This is a genomic window from Actinomyces sp. oral taxon 171 str. F0337, from assembly GCF_005696555.1.
GTDB lineage: Bacteria > Actinomycetota > Actinomycetes > Actinomycetales > Actinomycetaceae > Actinomyces > Actinomyces oris_E.
This window is the reverse complement of the sequence record NZ_CP040005.1, coordinates 909,542-931,301: the sequence shown is the minus strand read 5'-3', so window position 1 is coordinate 931,301 and position 21,760 is coordinate 909,542. Positions and strand designations below refer to the sequence as shown.

Here is a 21,760-nt window from a genome sequence, read left to right as displayed (position 1 = left end):
CCCGCCCGGCCCTCTCACCGAGTCCGATGTTCTTCGCGTAGCCCGGCGGTTCTTCTATCCGGCTACAGGAGGTCTGCCCGGTTCGGTGGTTCAGAAGTCGACGGCGATGCGCGCGGCCTCGGCGCGGGTGCGGGCGGCGGCGTTGGCGGCGCGCACGATGTCACGCGGAGACAAAGGGCGCACACGGGTGCGGGAGTCAGCGCCCTCCGCGGAGGCGTCCCCCGCGTGCTCGCCGGAGGCACCCTCCGGCTCGACCAGGCTGGTGGGGACCTCTACCGGCTCCGGCTCGAGCGGCTGCTCAGCGGACTCCGCCTGACCGGCATCCTTGTTCTCCTCGGACTGCTCAGCACTCTCAGCATCCTTGGTCCCCTCGGGCTGCTCGGTCTCGACCTCATCGGACCCGTCAGTCGGATCGGCTTCCTCCGCCGGCTCGGACTGGGCCTCGAGCTCGGCGTCATCCGTCTGCTGAAGCACGCCCCGCGGCGAGGTGGAGCCTGCGGGTTGCTCGATACTCTCGGAGCTCTCGAGGCTCTCAGCAGCCTCGGTCCTCTCCGCGCCCTCGAGGCTCTCGGAACTCTCCGTGTTCTCGGTGTTCTCGGTGTTCTCGGTGTTCTGAGCGGCCTCAGCATCGTTCCCGCCCAGATGCTCGGCCCGCTTGGCCTCGATCTGCTTGCTCAGCGACTTGGCCCGGTCCTGCGTGACCACGTCGTTGACCGCCTGGGCGGCGTCGTCGGAGGCCTCCTTGGCGGCTGAGCCGACGGACCTGAAGGGGTGGGCGAGGTCCTCGCGGATGGCGTCGATGTCCTCCCCCAGGGCGTCGCGCACGATCTTGCGGGGGTCGTACTGGCGCGGGTCGAGGCTGGACAGGTCCAGGTCGGCCATCTCGGGGCCGACCTCCTCGGCGATCTGGCTGCGCGCGTTGTCCAGGAACACCCTGAGCTGACGCACCATCTGCGTGAGCTTGCGGGTGTACTCGGGCAAGCGCTGCGGCCCCACCACGATCACCGCCACCAGGATGATGACGAGGAACTCAGATCCAGAGATGCCGAACACGCCGCTCAGTATAGGGAGTCCTGGCCGCCCCGGTCCGCCTCGGTTCGCCTACCGGCGGACTCACCCGAGCGCCTGCCCTTCTATCGGGCCGAACGCCTGGAACAATGTAGTTTGAGGGGTGCACCTGGCGCCCCGCCGCAGAAGAAAGGCTCACAGTGAGTGCGGACAAGACGCTGAGCTGGTCCTACACGGAGGACTTCACCGCGGAGGACGAGGCCACCGCCCAGGCCCGCATACGCGGGCTCGAGCTCGGCATCACCCCGGTGTCCTCGGGGACCGGAGCGGCGCTGCGGATGCTGGCCGCCTCAGTGGGCGCCAAGTCCGTGGCCGAGGTCGGCACCGGCACCGGCGTCTCAGGCCTGTGGCTGCTGAGCGGCATGGGCACCGATGGAGTCCTCACCACGATCGATGTCGAGCCCGAGCTCCAGCGCGAGGCCCGCCGCGCCTTCGACGGGGCCGGCTACCCCTCCTCGCGCACCCGCATCATCCAGGGACGAGCCTCGGACGTCATGCCGCGGATGGCGGCCCGCTCCTACGACATGGTGGTGCTCGACGTCGCCCCGGAGGAGGCGATCCTCCTGGCCTCCAACGCCCTGCGGATGCTGCGCCCCGGCGGGGTCCTGGCCGTCACCCGCGCCCTGTGGAACGACCACGTGGCCGACCCGGCACGCCGCGACGTCACCACTGTGGCGGCCCGCGAGCTCGGCAAGGCGCTGCGCGCCTCCCGGGCGCTACTGACAACACTGCTGCCCGTCGGAGACGGCCTGCTCGTCTCCGTGCGCCAGACCTGACACAGGGCACCGTCCAACGGGACGGAACGAAGAAGAGGGTCGGACCCCTACTGGGTCCGACCCTCCCTCATAGGCTGGATAACCTGGCCACCAGCTCCTCGACGCCGAGGATCAAGTGGTACCGGCTCTCCCCCGGGCGCCTGGATCGATCAGATCTTGGCGTTGGCCAGGGCCTCTCCAAGTGCCTTGACCTCATCGGCCGTGATCTCGAGAACGAGTCGACCGCCGCCCTCAAGCGGAACCCGCATGATGATGGCGCGGCCTTCCTTGACGACTTCGAGAGGGCCGTCTCCGGTCCGGGGCTTCATGGCAGCCATGTGCTCACCTTTCGTCAGTGCTGCGCGGGCACATCGCCGCGCGACCTGTCATATTCTACGCCATTCAAGGTGCAACGTTCGAGGGTGCGCCTGCCATGACGCGACTCACGCCCCAGCCCGCCCATGGCGCAGCCGCCGGGCCGCACTGACCACGTAGTCCACCGCAGCCTCGGCGTCGTCGACGACGTGAAGCAGATCGGGGTCGGAGGCGGAGATCATGCCACGCTCAATCATCGTGGTGCGCAGCCACTCCAGCAGCCCGCCCCAGTAGCCGCTGTCCACCAGGACAATGGGGAAGGAGGAGATCTTCTGGGTCTGGACCAGGGTGAGAGCCTCGAAGAGCTCGTCGAGGGTTCCCATCCCGCCGGGCATGACGACGAATCCGTCGGAGTACTTGACGAACATGGTCTTGCGGGCGAAGAAGTAGCGGAAGTTGACCCCGAGGTCGACGTACTCGTTCATGCCCTGCTCGTGGGGCAGCTCGATGCCAAGGCCCACCGAGGTACCGCCGGCCTCGTGGCACCCACGGTTGGCGGCCTCCATCATGCCCGGTCCGCCTCCGGTGATCACGGCGTAGCCGGCGCGCGTCAGCCCGGCCCCAACCTCCATGGCCACTCGGTAGAAAGGATCCTCGGGCTTGGTGCGGGCCGAGCCGAAGACGCTGATGGCCGGCCCCAGCTCAGCCAGGGCTCCGAAACCCTCGACGAACTCCGCCTGGATACGCATGACCCGCCACGGATCGGCGTGGAGCCAGTCGGCGTCGGCGTCACTGCTCAGCAGGCGCGCGTCGGTGGTCTGGGTGGGGATCTGGGTGCCGCGCAGCACCACTGGTCCCTTGCGGTAGGACTCGCGTGTACTCATGCGGCCATGATCCCCTAATCCGGCCGAGGTGGCGATGTGTCCGGTGCGCAGAAGCGGAGGACATATGCAGGACAAAGGTCCCAGTCATCCACCCTCACCCCCCTCTCCTTTCCCAGCATCATCACATATCTCAAAACTCTCAAAATGACCTCGAATTGCATCGCAAACTTAATTTAAGACATCTTATTTCAGGTACGATCCACCGTTTCCGTGACTGAATTCTCCTTGTGTTTGGAAACACCAGTGAGGAGCGTCATTGTGAGCGTTTCCATCAGTTTTGGCGCGGTACCGTCACATATATGACCCGAGGCCCTGAAGATGTGTACGACGACGCTGCCGTGAACGCGTGGATCCAGGATGATCCGGATCCAGCCACCCGCGCCGAGCTCACTGAGCTCCTCAGTGCAGCCGGTTCTCATGGAGAGCGGGCCCAGGCGGCTCGCAGGGCCCTCAACGACGCATTCAGCGGCACACTCGCCTTCGGCACCGCCGGGCTGCGGGGTCGTCTGGGCGGCGGCCCCAACCGGATGAACCGGGTCGTCGTCATCCGCGCCGCGGCGGGGCTGTCCGCGTACCTCAAGGCCCGTCTCGGTGAGGGCTTCAGCGTCGTCATCGGTTATGACGCCCGCCATAACTCCGAGCAGTTCGCCCGCGATACGGCCGCGGTCGTCACCGGGGCAGGCGGACGGGCCATCCTCTTCGAGTCGCACTGTCCCACCCCGGTGCTCGCCTTCGCGCTGCGGCGCCTGGAGGCTGACGCCGGTGTCATGGTGACGGCCTCGCACAACCCGCCGCAGGACAACGGCTACAAGGTCTACTTGGGTGGGCGGGCCGTGACCGACTCGGGTCAGGGAGCTCAGATTGTTCCCCCCTATGACAGCCAGATCGCTGCGGTGATCGACGCCGTGGGCCCGGTCGGATCCGTACCCCGCCCACAGTCGGGCTGGGAGACGGTCGACCCGGGGATCCGGGAGGAGTACATCGAGCGGGCCGCTCAGGCGGCTCGGATGACGGCCCCCACCCCGGTGAGGATCGTGCTGACGGCGATGCACGGCGTGGGCGGGGCCACCTGCCGTGAGGTGCTCGCGCGAGTCGGGTTCACTGACGTCGTCGAGGTGGCCGAGCAGTTCGAGCCGGATCCGGACTTCCCGACGGTCGCCTTCCCCAATCCGGAGGAGCCCGGGGCGCTGGACCTGGCGCTGGAGAAGGCTCGGGAGGTCGAGGCGGACCTGGTGATCGCCAACGATCCTGATGCTGATCGTTGCTCCGCCGCGATCCCGGACGCGGATGCTCCCGGCGGCTGGCGTCAGCTGACGGGCGATGAGGTCGGCGCCCTCCTGGGCGAGCAGGCCGCCGAGCTGGCTGCTTTTGCCGGCAACGGGGTCCTGGCCTGCTCCGTGGTCTCCTCCCGCCTGCTGCGCCGGATCGCCCAGTCCCACGGGTTGGGCTTCCGCCGTACCCTGACGGGCTTCAAGTGGATCAGTCGGGAGCCGGGGCTGGTCTTCGGTTACGAGGAGGCGCTGGGGTACTGCGTCGATCCTGCCGCGGTGCGGGACAAGGACGGTATCTCCGCCTCGGTGAGGTTGGCAGTGCTGATCTCCGTGCTCAAGCAGCAGGGCCGGACCTTGCAGGATCTGCTCGACCGGCTCGCACGCGAGCACGGGCTGCACGCCACGAGCCCGTTGAGCATGCGGGTCGAGGACCTCGACATCATCACCAGCACCATGGAGCGTCTGCGCTCGGGTGGGGCGCCGGCCAAGCTCGCCGGTTCCCCGGTCACCAAGACGGTGGACCTGCTCGACGGCATCTCGGACGGCAACGGCGGCACCCTGCCCCCCACGAACGGACTGGTGTGGGTGACGGCCTCGGATGATCGGGTGGTCGTACGTCCCTCGGGGACTGAGCCCAAGCTCAAGTGCTACTGCGAAGTGATTCTGCCGACGAATGACACTCCGGTGGCCGAGGTGCGGGAGGCGGCCGCTGAGCGCCTGGAGGCCATCAAGGAGGATCTGCGCGGCATCCTGGGGATCGCTGCCTGAGCGGGCCTCACATGCGTGGCCTCCGCCGCGTCATCCGTTGATGAGGGTCTCAAGGCTGCGCCGATAGGCGCTGGGGCTCAGCCCGCAGGCGGCCCTGAAGGCGCCCGACAGGTGAGACTGGTCGGCGAAGCCGAGGTCTGCGGCGATCGTGGCCAGGTCGGTCTCAGGGCGCGCCGTGAGTGCCAGAACCACCTCCTGGAGCCTGATGCGGTGCCCCACCCATCTCGGTCCGCGTCCCAGGGTGGCGCGCAGGCAGCGCTGGATCGTGCGCTCACTGACGTGCAGAGCCGCAGGCAGGGAGTCGCCGGTGCGCCGGTGAAGCCGGGAGCGCAGCTCATCGACCACCCTGTTGGCCAGGAGACCGCTCTCCGAGGGCCGGTGGTCGGCCAGCCGTGCCCGGATCGCCTCGTCGGCGGCCTGGGCGCGGGCCTGGGGCGTGGGGTGGGCTGCGACCCTGCGCATGAGTGCGTGCAGTTCAGCGTCGAGCTCCTCGGTCAGGGGAAGCGCGGTGTTGGCCAGGCGCTGGGGCGACAGCGCGCCGAGGACGGCGAGTCCCGCCGGTCGCAGCCGTATGGCGAAGACCCTTCCACGACCCTGGATCGTGCGGTGCCAGGCGCGGGTCTGGACTCCGGTAATCACCAGGGGCGCGGGCACGTCACCCTCCTCCACCGTCAGGGTCACAGCCGGGGCGTCGATGATCCGCTGGTCCACGCTCTGGTCGCCCAGGTTCCATGAGACGTACCAGTACTGGTCGACGACGTCGGCCACTGTGGGATCGGGTGCCAGCCAGTGCGCGCCGTAGCGGGTGAGGTTGTCCGGTGCCAGCACCCCTGTGCGCTCCTGCGGACGGATCGGGGACTGGCGTGGACCGCAGTCCGGATCGGCTGACATGGCTCCTAGTGTGGCACGCACCCGCGCCTCGCCGGGGCCGGCGGCCTCCAGCTGTCGCCTTTCTTCTATGATGCCCCGGCCGGCGCCCTTAGCGTTCTGGTCATGAGCAGCACCAACTACGCTGAGACATTCATCCGAGTCGCCGAGGACTGCCCGGCGCAGGACGCGCAGGAGCCTCCTGCCGGCCCGGCGGGCAAGCCCCCGACGATCGCCCTCCTCCAGTACCGGCTCCTCAGTGAGCGCCCCTATGAGCTGACCTCCGACGACCTGCTGTTCGAGGTGCACGCCATCCGTCAGAACATTGAGCCTCCGGAGCGGGCCGCACAGCGGGAGGCCTTCTTCGCCAAGCCCCAGGCCTGCCTGCGCTCCTCACCACTGGCCAAGCGCTACGGCTGGGGATTCCACCACGATGGCCAGGGCCGAGTGGCGCTGGTCCCTCTCGGCTCGACGCGCTACCAGGAGCTCTCAGATGATGCCTCACTCACCCAGCTGAGAGCCATGCGCTCGCGCCGCGCCTCTTGAGGTGTTCAATCGTTCCGGTTCCCATGGAGGCCGGGGGACCGCCGGTCGTTTCCATTCGGGCGCTGGGGACTCATCCCCTGCGTAGCTGCGGCACCCGAGATCCGCTCATCACGGCCCCGTGGACCAGGGCCGAGACCAGGTAGACCACCCCGGAGGTCACCGCGATGACTCCGCCAGCGGACAGGCTGAGCCGCACCGCGATCAACAGCCCTGCCAGGGCCGTGGCCGCACCAAGAACAGGGGCGGCGATCAGCAGGTGCCGCATGGTGCGCGTCCACGGCGCCAGCGCGGCCGCGGGCGCGGCGATGAGCGCGATGGGTAGAATCGTGCCGACGGCGGGAACGAGCATCACAATGGTCAAGGTGATCATGACCATGACGGTTCCCTCGGCCCAGGCGGGGTTCAGCCCGCTGGCGCGGTAGCCCAGTGGGTCGAAGCTGTAGAAGGTGAGGAACCGCCCGGCCACCAGGAGCACGAGGACCGTCATCACCAGGACGACACCGACGGCGACGACGTCGACGTGGTTGACGTTGAGCACGGATCCGGCCAGGAAGGAGTCCACCTTGATCGGCAGCGGGGCGAACCACTTGTTGAGGAAGTAGCCCAGGGCGAAGCCGAAGGTGAGGACGACGCCGGCGGCCGACTGGGACGAGACCCCGGGCACCTGGGAGAGGCGCCGCATGAGCCAGATCATCGGCAGGCACATGAGGGCGGCCCCCACCAGCACCAGAGTGGACAGGAGGGTGAAGTCGGCCCGCTGACCGAGGACCGCCCGTGAGAACCAGGCGGCTGCGACCACGCCGACGATCGCGCCCGGGAAGGTCGCGTGGGTGAGTGACTCGGTGAAGAAGATCCGGCGATGGACCAGTGCGAGCGCACCCACGAGCCCGGCCAGCAGCCCCATGAGAACGACCTCGATGATGGGCAGAAGGAGGATGTCGAGACCGATGCTCATACTCGGCCTCCTTCGGCCATCGGGGCAACAGCACTCGACGCCCCCTCTGGTCCCCCAGCACGATCAACGGTGCCGTCCGCGCTCGCCGTCGTCGAGGTCGACACAGCTGTTGCGGACTGCGCCGAGCGAGCGCGCCGAGCCGGTCTGCGGAGCCTCTCGCGCACGGCGGCGACGCAGACGGCGAGCAGGAGGATCCCCGTCATCACCAGGGCCACGGTGGCCTGCGGGGAGATCGGCTTGTCGAGGGTCTCGGGCAGAGCCATGAGCAGCATGCCGAGGTATCCCCCGCCCACACCAACGGCGATGGCGACGAGGACCATGGTGCGTACCCGGGAGGCGAGGATGCGCGCCGTCGCACCGGGAATGACGAGGTAGCCGATGACGAGGAGGATGCCCACCGCCGTCGAGGCGGAGACGACCGCGGCCGCGATGGCGGTGTTGAGGACCAGGTCGAGCATGAGCAGCCTCAGCCCGGAGGCCCGGGCACCGGTGCGGTCGAAGGCGTAGGCGACCTGCTCCTTCCAGGTCGCCATGATGAGCAGGAGCGCGACTGCGCACACGATGAGCGCCTGCGCGAGCCGCGCATCGGTGACCTCCAGGAGGCGCCCGAACATGAGGGCCTCGAGCTGGCCGGACATGTCGCCCTTGGCCAGGGACAGAATGAGCCCGATGGAGAAGAAGCTGGTGAGGACGACGGCGGTGCCGGCCTCGGATGCCTCACCCCGACGCGAGCGGTGGGAGACGATGGTCAGGACCAGGGCCGCGACGACGGCGACGACGGAGGCCGCCGGGATGATCGCGTCGATCCCCCAGTAGACGGCGCCGGCGACGATCCCGGGGAAGACGGCGTGGACCATGGCCTCGGCACTGAACTCGGCGCTGCGCAGGTTGACGATGACACCGATGACACCGGCAACGACGCCCAGGAGCACCACCATGACCAGGGGGCGGAAGAGGAAGGGGGCGTCAGCCAGGTCCGTGAGTCCGGGGACGTTGACGGCCGCCAGGCGCAGCTGCTCGAGGGTCTGGCTGAAGAGCGTCATCGCGTCACTCATGACAGCTCCTGCGTGCCCGTGCCGGAGCGAAGCCCCAGCAGCCGAGTCGTGCCGTGGCCGCCGTAGGCCTCGTCGATGTAGCGGGCCACGAGCACGTCGTCGCGCGGGCCGAAGGCGATCTGACGTCCGGCCAGGAGGGCCGCCTGCTCGCAGGTCTCCTGGGCCAGGACGAGGTCGTGGGTGGAGATGATCAGGGAGATGCCCTGGTCCTTGAGGTCGGTAATGATGGACAGGAGGGCCTCGCGGTTGGGCTGGTCCAGGCCGTTGAAGGGCTCATCGAGGAGGATGAGGCGGGGCCGTGCGGCCACGCAGCGCGCCACGAGGACTCGCTGCTGCTGGCCGCCGGACAGGGTGCCGAAGCGTCGCTCGGCTCGGTCGGCCAGCCCCACGCTCTCAAGGGCCTCCAGTGCCCGACGACGGGCCTCGGCGCCGGGGCGCCGCAGGATGCCGAGCTGGGAGTACATGCCCATCTGGACCACCTCCCGCACGGTGACGGGGAAGGTGGGGTCGAGGTCGCTGAGCTGAGGAACGTATCCGACGGACCCCCGTGGTGCTCTGCCCGGTGCCGCCCCGTTAACACGCACCCGGCCTTTGCTGACGGTCACCATGCCGAGCAGTGCCCGCATGAGTGTCGTCTTGCCCGAGCCGTTGGGGCCGACGAGGGCGAGGGCCTGCCCGACCGGGACCTGGCCGTCGACGCCGGTGAGCACGGTGGAGGAGCCGTAGGAGAAGGAGGCGTCCTCCAGGGTGACGACCGGTTCGGCGGCAGCGGTCGGAATGGCCGGGGAGGTCATGGCGGGAGCGCGATCACGGGGGTCTGTCATCGGTTCCTCACTTGACGTCGGAGGCCTTGGGGGTCCACTGGGCGAGGTCGGCAGGGATCTCGGTGACCGTGCCTCCCCAGGCCTTGGTGAGGTTGGAGACGTTGTGGAGGATGGAGCCGATGTAGGTCTCACCGTCGGATCCGGGGGTCCCCAGGGAGTCGCCGTAGAGGGCCTCGTCTCCGATGACCGCTTTAACGCCGGCGACCTCGGCGACCTTCTGGATGGACTTGGGGTTGTTGGAGTTCTCAGCGAAGATGGCCACAGCCCCGGAGGCCTTGACCTTGTCCGCGGTCTCCTTGATCTTGTCGGCGGTGGCGTCCTGCTGGGCGTTGAAGTCGGACAGGGCAGCGCCCTCGAACTTCACACCGAACTCCTTGCTGAAGTAGCCGAAGGCGTCATGGCTGGTGAACAGGACCCGCTTGTCCTGGGGCACCGAGTTGAGCGAGCCGGCGGCCCACTCGTCGAGCTTCTTGAGCTTGGCGACGTAGGCGTCCACGTGGCTGCGGAAGACGCCGGCCTGATCGGGAGCGGCCTTCTCCAGGGCGGCACCGATATTGGTGACCTGGACGATGGCGTTCTTCGGCGAGGTCCACACGTGCGGGTCGAAGCGGAACTCGGGCTCACTCTCGCCCTCCTCCGGCGGGAAGGGCCACTTGGCGACCTCGACCTTGGCGCTGCCTCGGTCGACCTTGTAGGGCTTGGCCTCCTCCTTCTTCTTCTGGGCGGCCAGGTCATCGACGTCGGCGGCCCCGGCGACCCCGGAGGTCACCACCACGGTGCCCTTGAATCCGGTGGAGTCGACGGCGGAGTCCAGGAAGTGCTCCAGGTCGACGCCGGAGATGAAGAAGAGATCCGCCTCGGACAGGGCCTTGGACTGGGCCGTGGTCATGTCGTGCTCGTGCGCTGAGGCGTTGGGGGCCAGCAGGCAGGTGAGCTTGAGGCGGGACGTGGCCGTGGCGGCGTCGGCGCCGAAGTGCTGGGTCTTGCCGTCCGCGCCGGTGCGGTCGAAGGAGAGGTCGCTGGAGGCGTCGCCGCTGGCGAGCTGGGTGATGTAGTCGCAGATCTGCGTGGTGGAGGCGACTGCTTTGACCGTTCCCGCGGCGTCGGCCGAGGTCGAGCTGTGACCACAGGCAGCCAGGGCGGGAGCGGACAGGGCCAGGCAGGCGAGTGCCGCGGCGCTGCGGCGACTCATACTGGGGATGGTTCTCATAGAGCCGAGTATAGTTTCGGGGACCCGAAACTTGGCAAGTTGAGGCGATCCTTTCTGTTTCATGCCAGTGCGGACGGCAACGGGGCCCGGCTGTCACGCCGGGCCCGTCAGTGATGTTCGGTGATGTGCGGTGACGCACGGTTCTCTTCAGACGTCCAGCCCCTCCAGGACGGCGGCGCTGGCGGACAGGCCGAGGCGGTTGGCGCCGGCCTCGACCATGGCGAGGGCGTCGGCGGCGGTTCGGATTCCGCCGGAGGCCTTGACGCCGAGGCGGTCTCCCACCGTGGCGCGCATGAGGGCGACGGCGTGGGTGGAGGCGCCGCCGGCGGGGTGGAAGCCGGTGGAGGTCTTGACGAAGTCGGCTCCGGCGGCCTCGGCGGCACGGCAGGTGGAGACGATCTCCTCATCGGTGAGGGCGGCGGACTCGATGATGACCTTGAGGACGGCGCCCGGGCAGGCCTCGCGCACACCGCGGATATCGGCCTCGACGGCCTCGGCGTCGCCCTCCTTGACGAGGCGGAGGTTGACGACCATGTCGATCTCCTCGGCGCCCTTGGCGAGGGCGTCGGCGGCCTCGGCGGCCTTGACGGAGGTGGCGTGAGCACCGGAGGGGAAGCCGCAGACGGTGGCCACGTGCAGTGTGTCGGGAACCCCCAGCGGCAGGAGGCTCGGGGAGACGCACACGCTGTAGGTGCCCAGGGCGGCGGCTTCGGCGATGAGCGCGTCGACCTGGGCGGCAGTGGTCTCGGGCTTGAGGAGGGTGTGGTCGATGAGGCGGGCGATCTGGGCGCGCGTGGTCATGGGGGTCCTTTCAAGAGCGTCCATACCATCATGGACCGACCTACCTGACACGGGCAAAGCAACCACACGACATACCGTCAACGCTGGAATCACAGATGGGAAAGGACATTCACGATGTTTCCGTCCGCATCCCGGAAGAAGAAACGACGCACCCCCCCACTCCTCCACAGCGAGTTCATGCACGATCTCCCAGCCGTTCTCCCGCGCGATCCGGTAGGCGTCATCCAGATCATCCACCTCGATGGAGACCGCCGGGTTGACCGGAGCAGTGGGATCAGAGGCGATCAAACTGATTTGGATGGAACGATCCCCTGGCGGGGACAGGGTGGCGATCCAGCCATGATTCATGACCACCTCCATCCCGGTGAGGCGACGATACGCTTCAATGGCAGCATCAAGATCGCGCACAGTGATCAGTGGCATGGCTCGCCGTGTCGACATGGATATCACTCCCACACAACTGGAACTCGTCATGGATTGTTTTCGGGCGCGATGACGGCGATGACACGGGGCCAGTTGCCGAGCTCGCGGGGGCCGGGGCGGTGCGGATCGCGCGGGGCGGTCAGGTCGAGGGGGCGCACCGAACCGCTGGAGGGCTCGTAGATGTGCACGCACCCCTCACCGGGGTCGTCCTGCTCAACGGACCGCCAGGGCAGGGCCAAGACGTAGTGGCGGGGCACAGCCGGGGTTCGCGCCAGGGAGGTGCGCAGCCTCGCCCTCGCAGTGGGGTGCCCCTCGGCGTCGTCATCGAGAACGAGCGGACCACCGGTGACCAGGATGACCGGGAGCCCGCACGCCAGCACCTCACGGATCGAGGCGACCTCACTGCCCCAGGTGGGACCACAGTCGCTCACCCACCGCGCCGTGTAGCGACGGCGCCCGCCGCCCGGGGTGCAGGTGCTCGCGATCTCGGTCATCTGCCGGGCCACGGACCAGGGCGTGGAGCCGAGCGCCTTCGGCCAGGGCAGGATACCCAGGCCGCGGACATTCATGGCCCGCTGGATCCGCACCTGGTGGCGGGACAGGCTAGACATCAGCTGTTTGCCCTCCCGGCCGGATGGCGAGGCGGTCTTCTCCAGGGCGAGGTCGCCTGTCACGGCTGCGCGCTGGCCGGGTTCCAGGAGCAGGCGGGCGGCCAGGAGGCAGGTGGGCCCGCAGGTAGTGCCGTCGGTCTGGGTCAGGGTGATGGCCTGGCCCGCCTGGGTGAGGCGGCCCACCCGCAGCCGGGAGTTGACGGCTCGGGCGACGATGGCGGGCTCCACCGGCCGGGGCGTGGTCATCCGATGCGCTCCAGGATGACGCCGCGCTCCCGGCGGGCCACGGCGTCGGCCGCCTCCGGCGATCCGGCCTCGGAGATGACGATGCCGCCGGCGAGGGCTTCCCGGGCGCGGGCGAAGCGCTCGGGGGTGGCGGTGTGCAGGGTGAGCAGCGGCTGGCCGGCGCGCACCTCGTCGCCCGGTTTGGCGTGCATGGTGACGCCGGCGACGGCCTGGACCGGGTCCTCCTTGCGGGCCCGCCCGGCCCCGAGGCGCCAGGCGGCCACCCCGACGGCGAAGGCGTCCAGGGTGGTGAGGACCCCGTCGGCCGGGGCGGTGACGGTCTCGGTCTCCGGGGCGAGGGGCAGGGGTGCGTCCGGGTCCCCTCCCTGGCGGGCGATCATGTCGCGCCAGACGTCCATGGCGCGCCCGTCGGCCAGGGCATCGCGGGCCTCGTCCTCCGCGACGGGTCTGCCGGCGGCGGCGCACATCTCCAGGGCCAGGGCCACGGTGAGGTCGACGACGTCGGCCGGTCCCCCGCCGGCGAGCACCTCGAGGGACTCGGCGACCTCAAGGGCGTTGCCGGCGGTGAGCCCGAGCGGGGTGGACATGTCGGTCAGCAGGGCACGGGTGGTCACGCCGGCGTCGGTCCCCAGGGCCACCATGGTGGAGGCGAGCTCGCGGGCCTGGTCGATCTCCTTCATGAAGGCGCCCGAGCCGACCTTGACGTCCAGGACGAGGGCGCCGGTCCCCTCGGCGATCTTCTTGGACATGATCGAGGAGGCGATGAGGGGGACGCAGGAGACGGTGGCGGTGGTGTCGCGCAGGGCGTAGAGGCGCTTGTCGGCGGGGGCCAGGCCCGCACCGGCGGCACAGATGACGGCGCCGGGGCCATTGAGCCCGAGCATCGCCAGGATCTCCTCATTGCTGAGGTCGGCCCTCCAGCCGGGGATGGACTCCATCTTGTCCAGGGTCCCGCCGGTGTGCCCGAGCCCGCGCCCGGACAGCTGGGGGACGCTCACGCCGAAGACGGCCACGAGCGGCGCCAGTGGCAGGGTGATCTTGTCCCCCACTCCCCCGGTGGAGTGCTTGTCCGCTGTGGGGCGGGTCAGGCCGGAGAAGTCCATGCGCTCCCCGGAGGCGATCATGCCACCGGTCCAGCGGGCGATCTCGGCCCGGCTCATGCCGCGCAGGTAGATGGCCATGGCCAGGGCGCTCATCTGCTCCTCGGCGACGGCGCCGCGGGTGTAGGCGTCCACGACCCAGTCGATCTGGGCGTCGGTCAGGGCGGCTCCGTCGCGCTTGGCGGCGATGACGTCAACGGCGTCGAAGGGCTCGACGGCCGGTGGTGCGGCGGGGACGGTCACGGGGCTCTCCTCCATCATCTGTGGCTGCTGGTCAGCCGGTCCTCAGCCCTGCTGGCCGACGACGCGTTCGACGTCGGCGGCGGTGAAGCGGTCGGGCAGGACCTCGTCGATGCTCATCATCCCTGAGGGCATGGCCAGCACCAGACCGTCGGCGGCGTGCTCGCTCAGGAGCTGGCGGCAGCGCCCGCAGGGCGCTAAGGCCCGGCCGTGGGCGTCCACGCAGGCGAAGGCGACCAGGCGCCCTCCTCCGGTGCGGATGAGCTCGGAGACGAGGCCGCACTCGGCGCACAGGGTGACGCCGTAGCCGGCGTTCTCCACGTTGCATCCCGAGACGAGTCGGCCGTCGTCGACCAGGGCGGCGGCGCCGACCTTGAAGCGGGAGTAAGGGGCGTAGGCGCGGGTCATGGCATCCACGGCGAGCTCGCGCAGGGCCTGCCAGTGGGTGTCGGTCAGAGCAGTGGGCGCGATGCTGCTCACGGGTAGGGCACCCCCTCGGCGGCCGGTGCACGCACCTTGCCCACGAATCCGGCCACCGCCAGGATCGTGACGATGTAGGGGATCATGGAGATGATGTCGGGTGAGACCGAGCTGCCGATGACCGGCAGGGTCTGGGCCACGGAGGTGGCGAAGCCGAAGAGCAGGGCCGCCCCCAGGGAGCCCAGGGGCCGCCAGGCACCCAGGATCATGGCGGCCAGGGCGATGTAGCCGTTGCCGGCGGTCATGTCGTTCTCGAAGGACAGGCCCGAGCCGACGGTGAAGAAGGCCCCTCCCAGTCCCGCCAGCGCCCCGGCCAGGGCCAGGTTGGCCACGCGAGTACGCATGACGTTGATGCCGACGGTGTCGGCGGCCTTGGGGTGCTCGCCACAGGCCCGCACCCTCAGCCCCCACCGGGAGCGGAAGAGCATGACGGACAGGACCGCCACGGCCGCGTACATGAGGTAGACGAGGATCGTCTGGCGGAAGAGGACCGGCCCGATGATCGGGATCCGAGACAGCAGCGGTACGGCCAGGGTGGGCAGGCGCAGGGCCCGGTTGAGGCTGGGGCTGGAGGACAGGAAGGTGGAGAACAGGAAGCCGGTGAGCCCGGAGACCAGGACGTTGAGGACGACGCCGACGACGATCTGGTTGACCCGGTAGCGCAGTCCGAACAGGGCCAGCAGGAGCGCCACGAGGACTCCGGCCACGGGTGCGGCCAGGAGCCCCACCCACGGGTTGGAGCAGGCCGAGGCGACGACGGCGCCCAGGAAGGCCCCGCCCAGGAGCTGGCCCTCGATGGCGATGTTGATGGTGCCCGAGCGCTCCCCGATGATCCCGGCAAGCGAGCCGTAGACGAGGGGGACGCTCAGTCCCAGCGCGGAGGACAGGATGGTCACCAGGGGGATGACGCCGCTGCGTCCGGCTCCGGCCCAGGCCAGGAAGGCGATGACGAATCCGACGCCGATGAGGGCGGCGCCCCAGGTCGGGATCCTGCTGCGACGCCGGGCCCGGTCGAAGGCGACGGCGGTGGCCACCGCGACGATCCCAGCGGCGGCGAGGATGACCAGGCGCGCGTTGAGCTCGGGGGCCCCGAGCCGGAAGAGGTCGGAGGAGGAGGTGAGGTCGAAGGTGGTCGCGCCTCGGGCCCCCAGGGCCATGAGCCCCTGCAGGAGGAGCACGACGACGCCGGTGATCGGGACCTTGAGGTCCATGGGCGCAACCGCCGCGGGAGCGGACACATCCGATGCGGTCACGGCGTGAGAATCGGTGGAAGCAGTTGATGCGCTCATGGCTCAGGCCTCCTTCACGGCGGGAGCGGCCGGGGCTGTGGCCGTCACTGAGGCGGGGGACGGATCGGTGCCGCCGGGGGACTCTCGGCGCTCCGGGAGCCGGAAGATGGCTCGGATCAGAGGTGGAGCGGCTATGAACAGCACGATCGTGGACTGCAGGACCAGGACGATCTTGATGTGGGTGCCCGGTGCGGCCTGCATGGCGGTGCCGCCGGCGCGCAGTGCTCCGAAGAGCAGGCCGGCCAGCACGGTGCCTACGGGGCGGGAGCGGCCCAGGAGTGCCACCGTGATGGCGTCGAAGCCGATGGTGCCCACGACGGACTCGTCCATGCTCTTCTGGGTGCCCAGGACCGGTGCGGTGGCGGCCAGTCCGCACAGGGCGCCGGAGATCATCATGACTAGGCACGTCACCCAGGGCACGCTCATGCCAGCGGTACGGGCGGCGTCGGCGTTGAGGCCGGTGGCCCGCAGCTGGAAGCCGAGGCGGGAGCGCTCCATGAGCCACCACACGGCCACGGCGACCAGCAGGGCGAGGAGGAATCCGGTGTGGAGGCGGAAGGAGTCGCCGGCCAGTGAGGGGTACTGGGCGGTGTCCGCCACGGTCAGGGACTTGCGGTTGCCGGTCTCTCCCTCCCCGTTGAAGGCCTTGAGGCTGAGCACCTGGGACAGCAGGTGGGCGGCGATCGAGTTGAGCATGATCGTCACGATCACCTCGTTGGCACCGGTGCGGGCCTTGAGGACGCCGGCGATGCCGCCCCACACCAGTCCTCCCAGCGCCGCCCCGATGACGGCCACGAGCAGGTGGGCCACCGGCGGCAGGTTCCAGGCGATGCCCGCGTAGCAGGCCGTGATCGCCCCGAGGATCATCTGCCCCTGGCCGCCGATGTTGAACAGGCCGGCGCGGAAGGCCACCGCCATGCCGAGCCCGGCAATGATGAGCGGGGTGGCGTTGGTCAGGGTGTCGGTGATGGGGCGGATCATGCGCACGCCCGTGGTGGCGCGCCAGTCGAAGATGGCGCCGCGCAGCAGGGAGCTGTAGGCCTCGCTCAGGGTGGAGGCGGTGGCGTGAAGGAAGTCGCCGGGACGGTTGAACAGGTAGGTGGCGGTGTAGCGCACCTCGGAGTCGGCCGCGAGGATGAGGATCGAGCTGAGGATCAGGGCGGTCAGGACCGCGAGCAGCCCGACGACGGCCGGTGAGGAGATGACCTGTCGCAGCAGGGCGGCCTGGCCGGCAGGCCGACTGCCTGACTGGCCGCTCGGGCCGCGCTTGGTCCGCCCCTCGGGGCGGTCCTCGGACTGGTCCGTCGGCGTCGGTTCGGTGCCGGAGCCGGTGGTGGAGGTGCTCATCGTGTCTGCTCCTGAGGGTCGAGGGCCTGCTCGGCGGGGGTGCCGGCCATCATGAGGCCCAGGGCGTCACGGGCGGTGTCGGCGGGGACGGTGCCAACGATTCGTCCGCGGTACATGACGGCGATCCGGTCGGCCAGGGCGTAGATCTCATCGAGCTCGGAGGAGATGATGAGGACGGCGGTGCCGGTGTCCCGCTCGGCGACGATGCGCTGGTGGACGAACTCGATGGAGCCCACGTCCAGGCCGCGGGTGGGTTGGGAGGCGACGAGCACCTTGAGGGGCCGGGAGAGTTCGCGGGCGAGGATGGCCTTCTGCTGGTTGCCTCCTGAGAGGGTCGAGATGGCGTCGCCGACGTCGGTGACACGCACGTCGAACTCCTCGCGCATCCGGTGGGCGGCGTGGCGCACGCGCGTCGGGGACAGTGACGGGCCCCGCCCCAGGGAGGGGTCGTCGTAGCGGTCCAGGACCATGTTCTCGGCGACGGAGAGCTCGGCGACCATGCCGTCGGTGGTGCGGTCCTCGGGCACGAAACCGAGTCCGGCCCGCAGGCGTCGACGCACCCCATGGCGGGTGACGTCCTGGCCGTCGAAGGCGATGGAACCGGTGGTGGGCGGACGCAGCCCGAGGATGACCTCGCTCAGCTCGGTCTGCCCGTTGCCCTGGACGCCTGCGATGGCGAGGATCTCGCCGGCGTGCACGTGCAGGTCGATGTCCTCGAGCAGGACGGCGCCGTCCTCGACGAGGCTGATGCCCTCCAGGGCGAGCCCGCCGTCCCCGGGTTCGGCCGGTGGCTTGTCGACAGTCAGGGAGACGTCGTGGCCGACCATGAGGCCGGCGAGCTCGGCGGCCGAGGCGGTGGGCTCGGCGGTGCCGACGACACGGCCGCGGCGGATGACGGTGATGGTGTCGGCCACCTCGCGGATCTCGCGCAGCTTGTGGGTGATGAAGACGATGGAGGTGCCCGAGGCCTTGAGCTCGCGCATGATGGTGATGAGCTCGTCGGTCTCCTGCGGGGTGAGCACGGCGGTAGGCTCGTCGAGGATGAGGACCTTGGCGTCTCTGGCCAGGGCCTTGATGATCTCCACGCGCTGCTGGACGCCCACGGGCAGGTCCTCGACGAGGGCGTCGGGGTCGACGTCGAAGCCGAAGCGGCGGGAGATCTCGGTGACCTTGGCCGCGGCGGCACCGGCGTTGAGGATCCCCAGCGGCCCGGCCGGCTCGTAGCCCAGGGCGACGGACTCGGCCACGGTGAAGACGGGCACGAGCATGAAGTGCTGGTGGACCATGCCGATGCCGGCGGCCACGGCGTCGCCCGGACCGGAGAAGGTCACGGGCTCGTCGTCGATGAGGATCTCTCCGGCGTCGGGCTGGTGGAGGCCGTAGAGGACGTTCATGAGCGTGGACTTGCCCGCGCCGTTCTCGCCCAGGAGGGCGTGGATCTGGCCGGGTTCGACGGTCAGGTCGATGTGATCGTTGGCCACGAGCGGCCCGAAGGCCTTCGTGATCCCGCGCAGCTCAAGCTTCACAACAGGCTCGCTTCCGGGTGGCGGTGGAGGCTCGGGGCGCCGGCCCCGGCCGGGCGGTCAGGAGGGGTCGTAGGGGGTGGAGACATCGAGGGAGCCGTCGATGATCTGATTTCGCAGCTCCTCAAGCCTGGCCTTGACCGGCGCCGGAACCCGGGAGTCGAAGTCGTGGAAGGGTGCGGTGGTCACCCCGTTGTTCTTGAGGGTCCCGATGTAGGGCTCGGAGGAGAACCTCCCCTCGGAGGCGTTCTTGACGGTGTCGAAGACCGAGTTGCCGATCTCCTTGACCACGGAGGTCATGATGATGCTGCCGTCACCGGTGGAGGTGTAGCCGTCGGAGTCGACCCAGATGACGGCGTTGGTGCCACCGGCGTCGTTCTTCTGCTTGACGGAGGACAGTGTGCCCTGGCCAACGGGGCCGGCCACCGGCATGATGATGTCCGCGCCCTGGGACATGAACTGCTCGGTGATGGCCTGACCCTTGGCGGCGTCGGTGAAGTTACCGACGAAGGAGCCTCCCTTGCCGGTGGTGGTGTCCCAGCCCTTGACCTGGACCGAGGCACCGGTGTCCTTGTTGTAGCGGGCCACGCCTTTGGCGAAGCCGTCCATGAAGATCTGGACGGTGGGCAGGGGCTTGCCGCCGTAGGTGCCCACGACACCGGTCCGGGAGGTTCCGGCGGCGGCGTATCCGGCCAGGTAGGCGGCCTCGGCCGTCTTGAACAGCAGCGGCTTGGTGTTGGGCAGGGCGGCGGGCTTCCCGTCGGCGCCGATGAAGGAGGCGTCGATGAGGGCGAACTGGATGTCGGGGTTGGCCTTGGCCGACTCGGTCAGGTCGGCGGCGATGTTGAAGCCGACGCCGATGACGAGCTTGCAGTTCTGCTGGATGAGCGCGTAGATGTTGGTGGCGTAGTCGGCGGAGTTCTCCGACTGGACCGCGATGGTCTTGACTCCCAGCTCCTTGCCGGCCCGGTCCAGTCCCTTCTTGCCGGACTCGTTGAAGGAGTGGTCGTCGAATCCGCCCTCATCGGAGAGCATGCAGGCGGTGAAGTCCTTGGCGCCCTCCAGGTTGCGGGTGGGCCGCTGCGCCGGCGGCGTCCCGCAGGCGGCCAGGACCAGGGCCAGGGCCGCACCGAGCGTCATCGCGGAACAGGCCTTCTTCATGGAAACCTCCGTGGTTCTCACGTGCGACGGGGGACACATCCGAGTGTCAAGGATAAGTGAAAACCTCTCATTCTCACACCACCCGTTCCACCGGAATCACCTCATGATCGTGTCGGTTTCGATGAGGGGGCCCGGCGCCGGAGGACTCTCTTCTCCTGGCGCCGGGCCCCTCAAGGCCCCAGCGGCCCCAGCGGTTGCGGCATCCGTGGGCCGGTGGCGCGGTTAGAGCAGGTCCTCGCGACCAGCCGCTCTCAGTGCGTCGACGACGCCCTTGACGTCCTGGGCGTGCGCGGGGGTGGTGACCAGGAGGGCATCGGGGGTATCGACGACGACGGCGCCCGGCACTCCCAGGAGCACGACCGTGCGTCCGGACGTGGAGGCGATGAGGGCGCCGTCGGAGTCAACGGCCTGAATCTCTGCTCCAGGGGCCGCGAGGGCCGCGCCGTCGACGTCATCGAGGACGCCGGCCCCTGCCGCCGTCCCCTCCGTGCGCGGCGGGACGAGGTCGGTCAGGGCGTCGAAGCCGCCGACGTCGTTCCATCCCATGGAGACCGGCACGGTGGCCACTCCCCCGGAGGCGGCCACCGGCTCGGCGATGGCGTGGTCGATGGCGATCTTCTCCAGGTCCGGCCAGCGCTCGGCCAGGACCTCCTCGCGCTCGGGGGTGTCCCAGACGGCGGCGATGGCCTCGATGCCCTGGGCCAGCTGGGGTCTGAGCTCGGCCAGGTGGTCCAGGAGGACACCGGCGCGGACCACGAACATGCCGGCGTTCCAGCGGTAGTCACCGGTGGCCAGGTAGGCGGCGGCGGTGTCGGCATCGGGCTTCTCGGTGAAGCCCAGGACCCGCCGCCCGTCGGGGGCTCCGGGCACATCGGTGGGGTCCCCGGCGTGGATGTATCCGAAGGCGGTCGAGGGGCCGGTGGCCTCGATCCCGATGGTGACCACCCAGCCCTGCTCGGCGAGGAGGGCGGCCTGGCGGACGGCGTCGGCGAAGGCGGCCCGGTCGGCCACGGTGTGGTCGGCGGCGAAGGAGCCGACGACGGCGTCTCGCCCGTGGCGGTGGGCGACGACGGCGGCGGCCAGGCCGATGGCCGCCATGGAGTCGCGCGGGGAGGGCTCGGCCAGGAGGTTGTCTCGCGGGACGTTTGGGAGCTGGTGGGCCACGGCGTCGATGTGGGCGACACCGGTGACGACTGTCGTCGTCGCGGTCACCGGGGCCAGGCGCTCGACGGTGTCCTGCAGGAGGCTGCGGCCGGCCCCGGTGAGGTCGAGGAGGAACTTGGGGCGGCCACGCCGGCTGAGAGGCCACAGCCGGGTGCCCGCGCCGCCGGCGGGGATGATGGCGTGAATGGCCGGTGCCGAGCCGTCGGGCTGTACGGCGCGATCGGACGTGCCGGGGTTGCCAGAAATGTCAGTCACCGGCACAGGCTAGCGCTCGGACCACCACCCCGCACGCACCACCGCCCCAGTCTCAGCAACTACATCCCCGGCCGGGCGACCTTCTTCCGCTGAGTCGCTTTCATGACACCTGCGGCAACCAAACCAATAATGCCGAGCACCACTCCACCAGCCGCCACCTTACGAACCGTATAGGCGCTCTCACCGAGCCATCCTTGACTCTCCCACTGGGCACGGGCCCGATAGCTCTCAATGGTGACGGAGCAGCCTCCCTGGTCCGGATCGCTGACCCCGGAGCTGACGGACCCGTCGGTGACGCATTCGTACTTGGGGGCCTCTCCGCTCGCAGGAATAAGACTGACCCCGATGACTCCCACGCCCGCTACCAGCAGAACCAACGCAAAGATGAGCACTCGTTTAGCCGCTGACACATCGACTCCTTTCAGGAAAAGAGAACAAGGGATGCGTTCGACAGGCAATGCTACCCATGCGGACGAGAATCTCCACCTGCGGATTCACAACTCGCCGACGCATGCACATCCTACCGATTCAGTAGGCGACCAGGGACTCGAGAACACGTCACACCCGCCTTTTGAGTCGTGAAAATTTCGTCTTCGGACGTC

General features: G+C 69.3%; 21 protein-coding genes and 1 pseudogene. 3 read left to right on the top strand and 19 right to left on the bottom strand.

What is annotated here, in order from left to right:
* Window positions 1-90 precede the first annotated feature (90 nt).
* Entirely contained in the window at window positions 91-1,053 is a 963-nt protein-coding gene (locus FBF36_RS04155) for a twin-arginine translocase TatA/TatE family subunit (protein ID WP_009396025.1), read from the bottom strand.
* Between the two features lie 155 nt (window positions 1,054-1,208).
* Between FBF36_RS04155 and FBF36_RS04150 the strand changes: the two genes are divergently transcribed.
* Window positions 1,209-1,844, top strand: a complete 636-nt coding sequence (locus FBF36_RS04150; RefSeq protein ID WP_009396027.1) for an O-methyltransferase — start codon at window positions 1,209-1,211, stop codon at window positions 1,842-1,844.
* 149 nt (window positions 1,845-1,993) lie between these two features.
* Here the strand turns inward: FBF36_RS04150 and FBF36_RS04145 are convergent, their stop codons facing one another.
* Window positions 1,994-2,161 carry a DUF3117 domain-containing protein gene (locus FBF36_RS04145; protein WP_009396029.1) on the bottom strand — a complete coding sequence of 56 codons (168 nt, stop codon included), beginning with the start codon at window positions 2,159-2,161 and terminating at the stop codon, window positions 1,994-1,996.
* A gap of 105 nt (window positions 2,162-2,266) precedes the next feature.
* Window positions 2,267-3,022 (bottom strand): TIGR00730 family Rossman fold protein, encoded by a 756-nt coding sequence (locus tag FBF36_RS04140; protein ID WP_009396031.1) that lies wholly within the window; start codon window positions 3,020-3,022, stop codon window positions 2,267-2,269.
* Between the two features lie 299 nt (window positions 3,023-3,321).
* On the opposite strand from FBF36_RS04140, the gene FBF36_RS04135 reads away from it, so the two are divergent.
* Window positions 3,322-5,061: a phospho-sugar mutase gene (locus FBF36_RS04135; RefSeq protein WP_009396035.1), complete on the top strand. Its 1,740-nt coding sequence runs from the start codon at window positions 3,322-3,324 to the stop codon at window positions 5,059-5,061.
* A gap of 30 nt (window positions 5,062-5,091) precedes the next feature.
* Here FBF36_RS04135 and FBF36_RS04130 read toward each other — a convergent pair whose 3' ends face one another.
* Complete coding sequence (locus tag FBF36_RS04130; RefSeq protein WP_034492100.1) at window positions 5,092-5,952, bottom strand: AraC family transcriptional regulator; 861 nt, start codon at window positions 5,950-5,952, stop codon at window positions 5,092-5,094.
* A 102-nt stretch (window positions 5,953-6,054) separates the two neighbouring features.
* Here FBF36_RS04130 and FBF36_RS04125 point away from each other — a divergent pair, with 102 nt between their 5' ends.
* Window positions 6,055-6,474, top strand: coding sequence for a DUF6157 family protein (locus FBF36_RS04125; protein WP_009396039.1), 420 nt, complete (start codon window positions 6,055-6,057; stop codon window positions 6,472-6,474).
* A gap of 70 nt (window positions 6,475-6,544) precedes the next feature.
* On the opposite strand, the gene FBF36_RS04120 is transcribed toward FBF36_RS04125, so the two are convergent.
* The 15 genes and pseudogenes from FBF36_RS04120 to FBF36_RS04050 form a co-directional block, all read right to left on the bottom strand.
* The gene (locus FBF36_RS04120) at window positions 6,545-7,429 is read right to left on the bottom strand and encodes a metal ABC transporter permease (RefSeq protein ID WP_009396041.1); all 885 of its coding nucleotides are present in this window, start codon (window positions 7,427-7,429) and stop codon (window positions 6,545-6,547) included.
* A complete protein-coding gene (locus tag FBF36_RS04115) occupies window positions 7,426-8,484 on the bottom strand; it encodes a metal ABC transporter permease (protein ID WP_009396043.1) in 1,059 nt (352 codons plus the stop codon). The genes FBF36_RS04120 and FBF36_RS04115 overlap by 4 nt, the downstream gene beginning before the upstream one ends.
* Window positions 8,481-9,308, bottom strand: a complete 828-nt coding sequence (locus tag FBF36_RS04110) for a metal ABC transporter ATP-binding protein (protein ID WP_034492103.1) — start codon at window positions 9,306-9,308, stop codon at window positions 8,481-8,483. The genes FBF36_RS04115 and FBF36_RS04110 overlap by 4 nt, the downstream gene beginning before the upstream one ends.
* A 7-nt stretch (window positions 9,309-9,315) precedes the next feature.
* Window positions 9,316-10,500, bottom strand: coding sequence for a metal ABC transporter substrate-binding protein (locus FBF36_RS04105; RefSeq protein WP_034492105.1), 1,185 nt, complete (start codon window positions 10,498-10,500; stop codon window positions 9,316-9,318).
* A 165-nt stretch (window positions 10,501-10,665) separates the two neighbouring features.
* Complete coding sequence (gene deoC / locus FBF36_RS04100) at window positions 10,666-11,319, bottom strand: deoxyribose-phosphate aldolase (protein ID WP_034492107.1); 654 nt, start codon at window positions 11,317-11,319, stop codon at window positions 10,666-10,668.
* Between the two features lie 204 nt (window positions 11,320-11,523).
* Window positions 11,524-11,679 (bottom strand): annotated as a pseudogene (locus FBF36_RS13785) (glyoxalase); the annotation flags it as partial.
* A gap of 110 nt (window positions 11,680-11,789) precedes the next feature.
* A complete protein-coding gene (locus FBF36_RS04090; protein WP_138137207.1) occupies window positions 11,790-12,599 on the bottom strand; it encodes a hypothetical protein in 810 nt (269 codons plus the stop codon).
* Complete coding sequence (locus tag FBF36_RS04085) at window positions 12,596-13,957, bottom strand: thymidine phosphorylase (RefSeq protein WP_225792499.1); 1,362 nt, start codon at window positions 13,955-13,957, stop codon at window positions 12,596-12,598. Before FBF36_RS04085 ends, FBF36_RS04090 begins: the two co-directional genes overlap by 4 nt.
* Window positions 13,958-13,984: 27 nt before the next feature.
* Window positions 13,985-14,419, bottom strand: a complete 435-nt coding sequence (locus FBF36_RS04080; protein ID WP_009394915.1) for a cytidine deaminase — start codon at window positions 14,417-14,419, stop codon at window positions 13,985-13,987.
* Window positions 14,416-15,708 (bottom strand): ABC transporter permease, encoded by a 1,293-nt coding sequence (locus tag FBF36_RS04075; protein WP_034491674.1) that lies wholly within the window; start codon window positions 15,706-15,708, stop codon window positions 14,416-14,418. Before FBF36_RS04075 ends, FBF36_RS04080 begins: the two co-directional genes overlap by 4 nt.
* 3 nt (window positions 15,709-15,711) lie before the next feature.
* Window positions 15,712-17,055: an ABC transporter permease gene (locus FBF36_RS04070; protein ID WP_009394944.1), complete on the bottom strand. Its 1,344-nt coding sequence runs from the start codon at window positions 17,053-17,055 to the stop codon at window positions 15,712-15,714.
* A complete protein-coding gene (locus FBF36_RS04065; RefSeq protein WP_138137203.1) occupies window positions 17,052-18,581 on the bottom strand; it encodes an ABC transporter ATP-binding protein in 1,530 nt (509 codons plus the stop codon). Before FBF36_RS04065 ends, FBF36_RS04070 begins: the two co-directional genes overlap by 4 nt.
* 57 nt (window positions 18,582-18,638) lie before the next feature.
* Window positions 18,639-19,739, bottom strand: coding sequence for a BMP family lipoprotein (locus FBF36_RS04060; protein ID WP_009394947.1), 1,101 nt, complete (start codon window positions 19,737-19,739; stop codon window positions 18,639-18,641).
* Window positions 19,740-19,961: 222 nt separating this feature from the next.
* A complete protein-coding gene (locus FBF36_RS04055) occupies window positions 19,962-21,164 on the bottom strand; it encodes a mannose-1-phosphate guanylyltransferase (RefSeq protein ID WP_138137201.1) in 1,203 nt (400 codons plus the stop codon).
* 53 nt (window positions 21,165-21,217) lie between these two features.
* Window positions 21,218-21,568: a hypothetical protein gene (locus FBF36_RS04050; RefSeq protein WP_034492139.1), complete on the bottom strand. Its 351-nt coding sequence runs from the start codon at window positions 21,566-21,568 to the stop codon at window positions 21,218-21,220.
* Window positions 21,569-21,760 lie beyond the last annotated feature (192 nt).

What these genes read in the sequence shown, in the direction of transcription:
- FBF36_RS04145 (WP_009396029.1), bottom strand. Translation starts at nt 2,161, where the DNA reads ATGGCTGCCATGAAGCCCCGGACCGGAGACGGCCCTCTCGAAGTCGTC.
- FBF36_RS04140 (WP_009396031.1), bottom strand. Translation starts at nt 3,022, where the DNA reads ATGAGTACACGCGAGTCCTACCGCAAGGGACCAGTGGTGCTGCGCGGC.
- FBF36_RS04135 (WP_009396035.1), top strand. Translation starts at nt 3,322, where the DNA reads ATGACCCGAGGCCCTGAAGATGTGTACGACGACGCTGCCGTGAACGCG.
- FBF36_RS04130 (WP_034492100.1), bottom strand. Translation starts at nt 5,952, where the DNA reads ATGTCAGCCGATCCGGACTGCGGTCCACGCCAGTCCCCGATCCGTCCG.
- FBF36_RS04125 (WP_009396039.1), top strand. Translation starts at nt 6,055, where the DNA reads ATGAGCAGCACCAACTACGCTGAGACATTCATCCGAGTCGCCGAGGAC.
- FBF36_RS04120 (WP_009396041.1), bottom strand. Translation starts at nt 7,429, where the DNA reads ATGAGCATCGGTCTCGACATCCTCCTTCTGCCCATCATCGAGGTCGTT.
- FBF36_RS04115 (WP_009396043.1), bottom strand. Translation starts at nt 8,484, where the DNA reads ATGAGTGACGCGATGACGCTCTTCAGCCAGACCCTCGAGCAGCTGCGC.
- FBF36_RS04110 (WP_034492103.1), bottom strand. Translation starts at nt 9,308, where the DNA reads ATGACAGACCCCCGTGATCGCGCTCCCGCCATGACCTCCCCGGCCATT.
- FBF36_RS04105 (WP_034492105.1), bottom strand. Translation starts at nt 10,500, where the DNA reads ATGAGTCGCCGCAGCGCCGCGGCACTCGCCTGCCTGGCCCTGTCCGCT.
- deoC (WP_034492107.1), bottom strand. Translation starts at nt 11,319, where the DNA reads ATGACCACGCGCGCCCAGATCGCCCGCCTCATCGACCACACCCTCCTC.
- FBF36_RS04090 (WP_138137207.1), bottom strand. Translation starts at nt 12,599, where the DNA reads ATGACCACGCCCCGGCCGGTGGAGCCCGCCATCGTCGCCCGAGCCGTC.
- FBF36_RS04085 (WP_225792499.1), bottom strand. Translation starts at nt 13,957, where the DNA reads ATGGAGGAGAGCCCCGTGACCGTCCCCGCCGCACCACCGGCCGTCGAG.
- FBF36_RS04075 (WP_034491674.1), bottom strand. Translation starts at nt 15,708, where the DNA reads ATGAGCGCATCAACTGCTTCCACCGATTCTCACGCCGTGACCGCATCG.
- FBF36_RS04070 (WP_009394944.1), bottom strand. Translation starts at nt 17,055, where the DNA reads ATGAGCACCTCCACCACCGGCTCCGGCACCGAACCGACGCCGACGGAC.
- FBF36_RS04060 (WP_009394947.1), bottom strand. Translation starts at nt 19,739, where the DNA reads ATGAAGAAGGCCTGTTCCGCGATGACGCTCGGTGCGGCCCTGGCCCTG.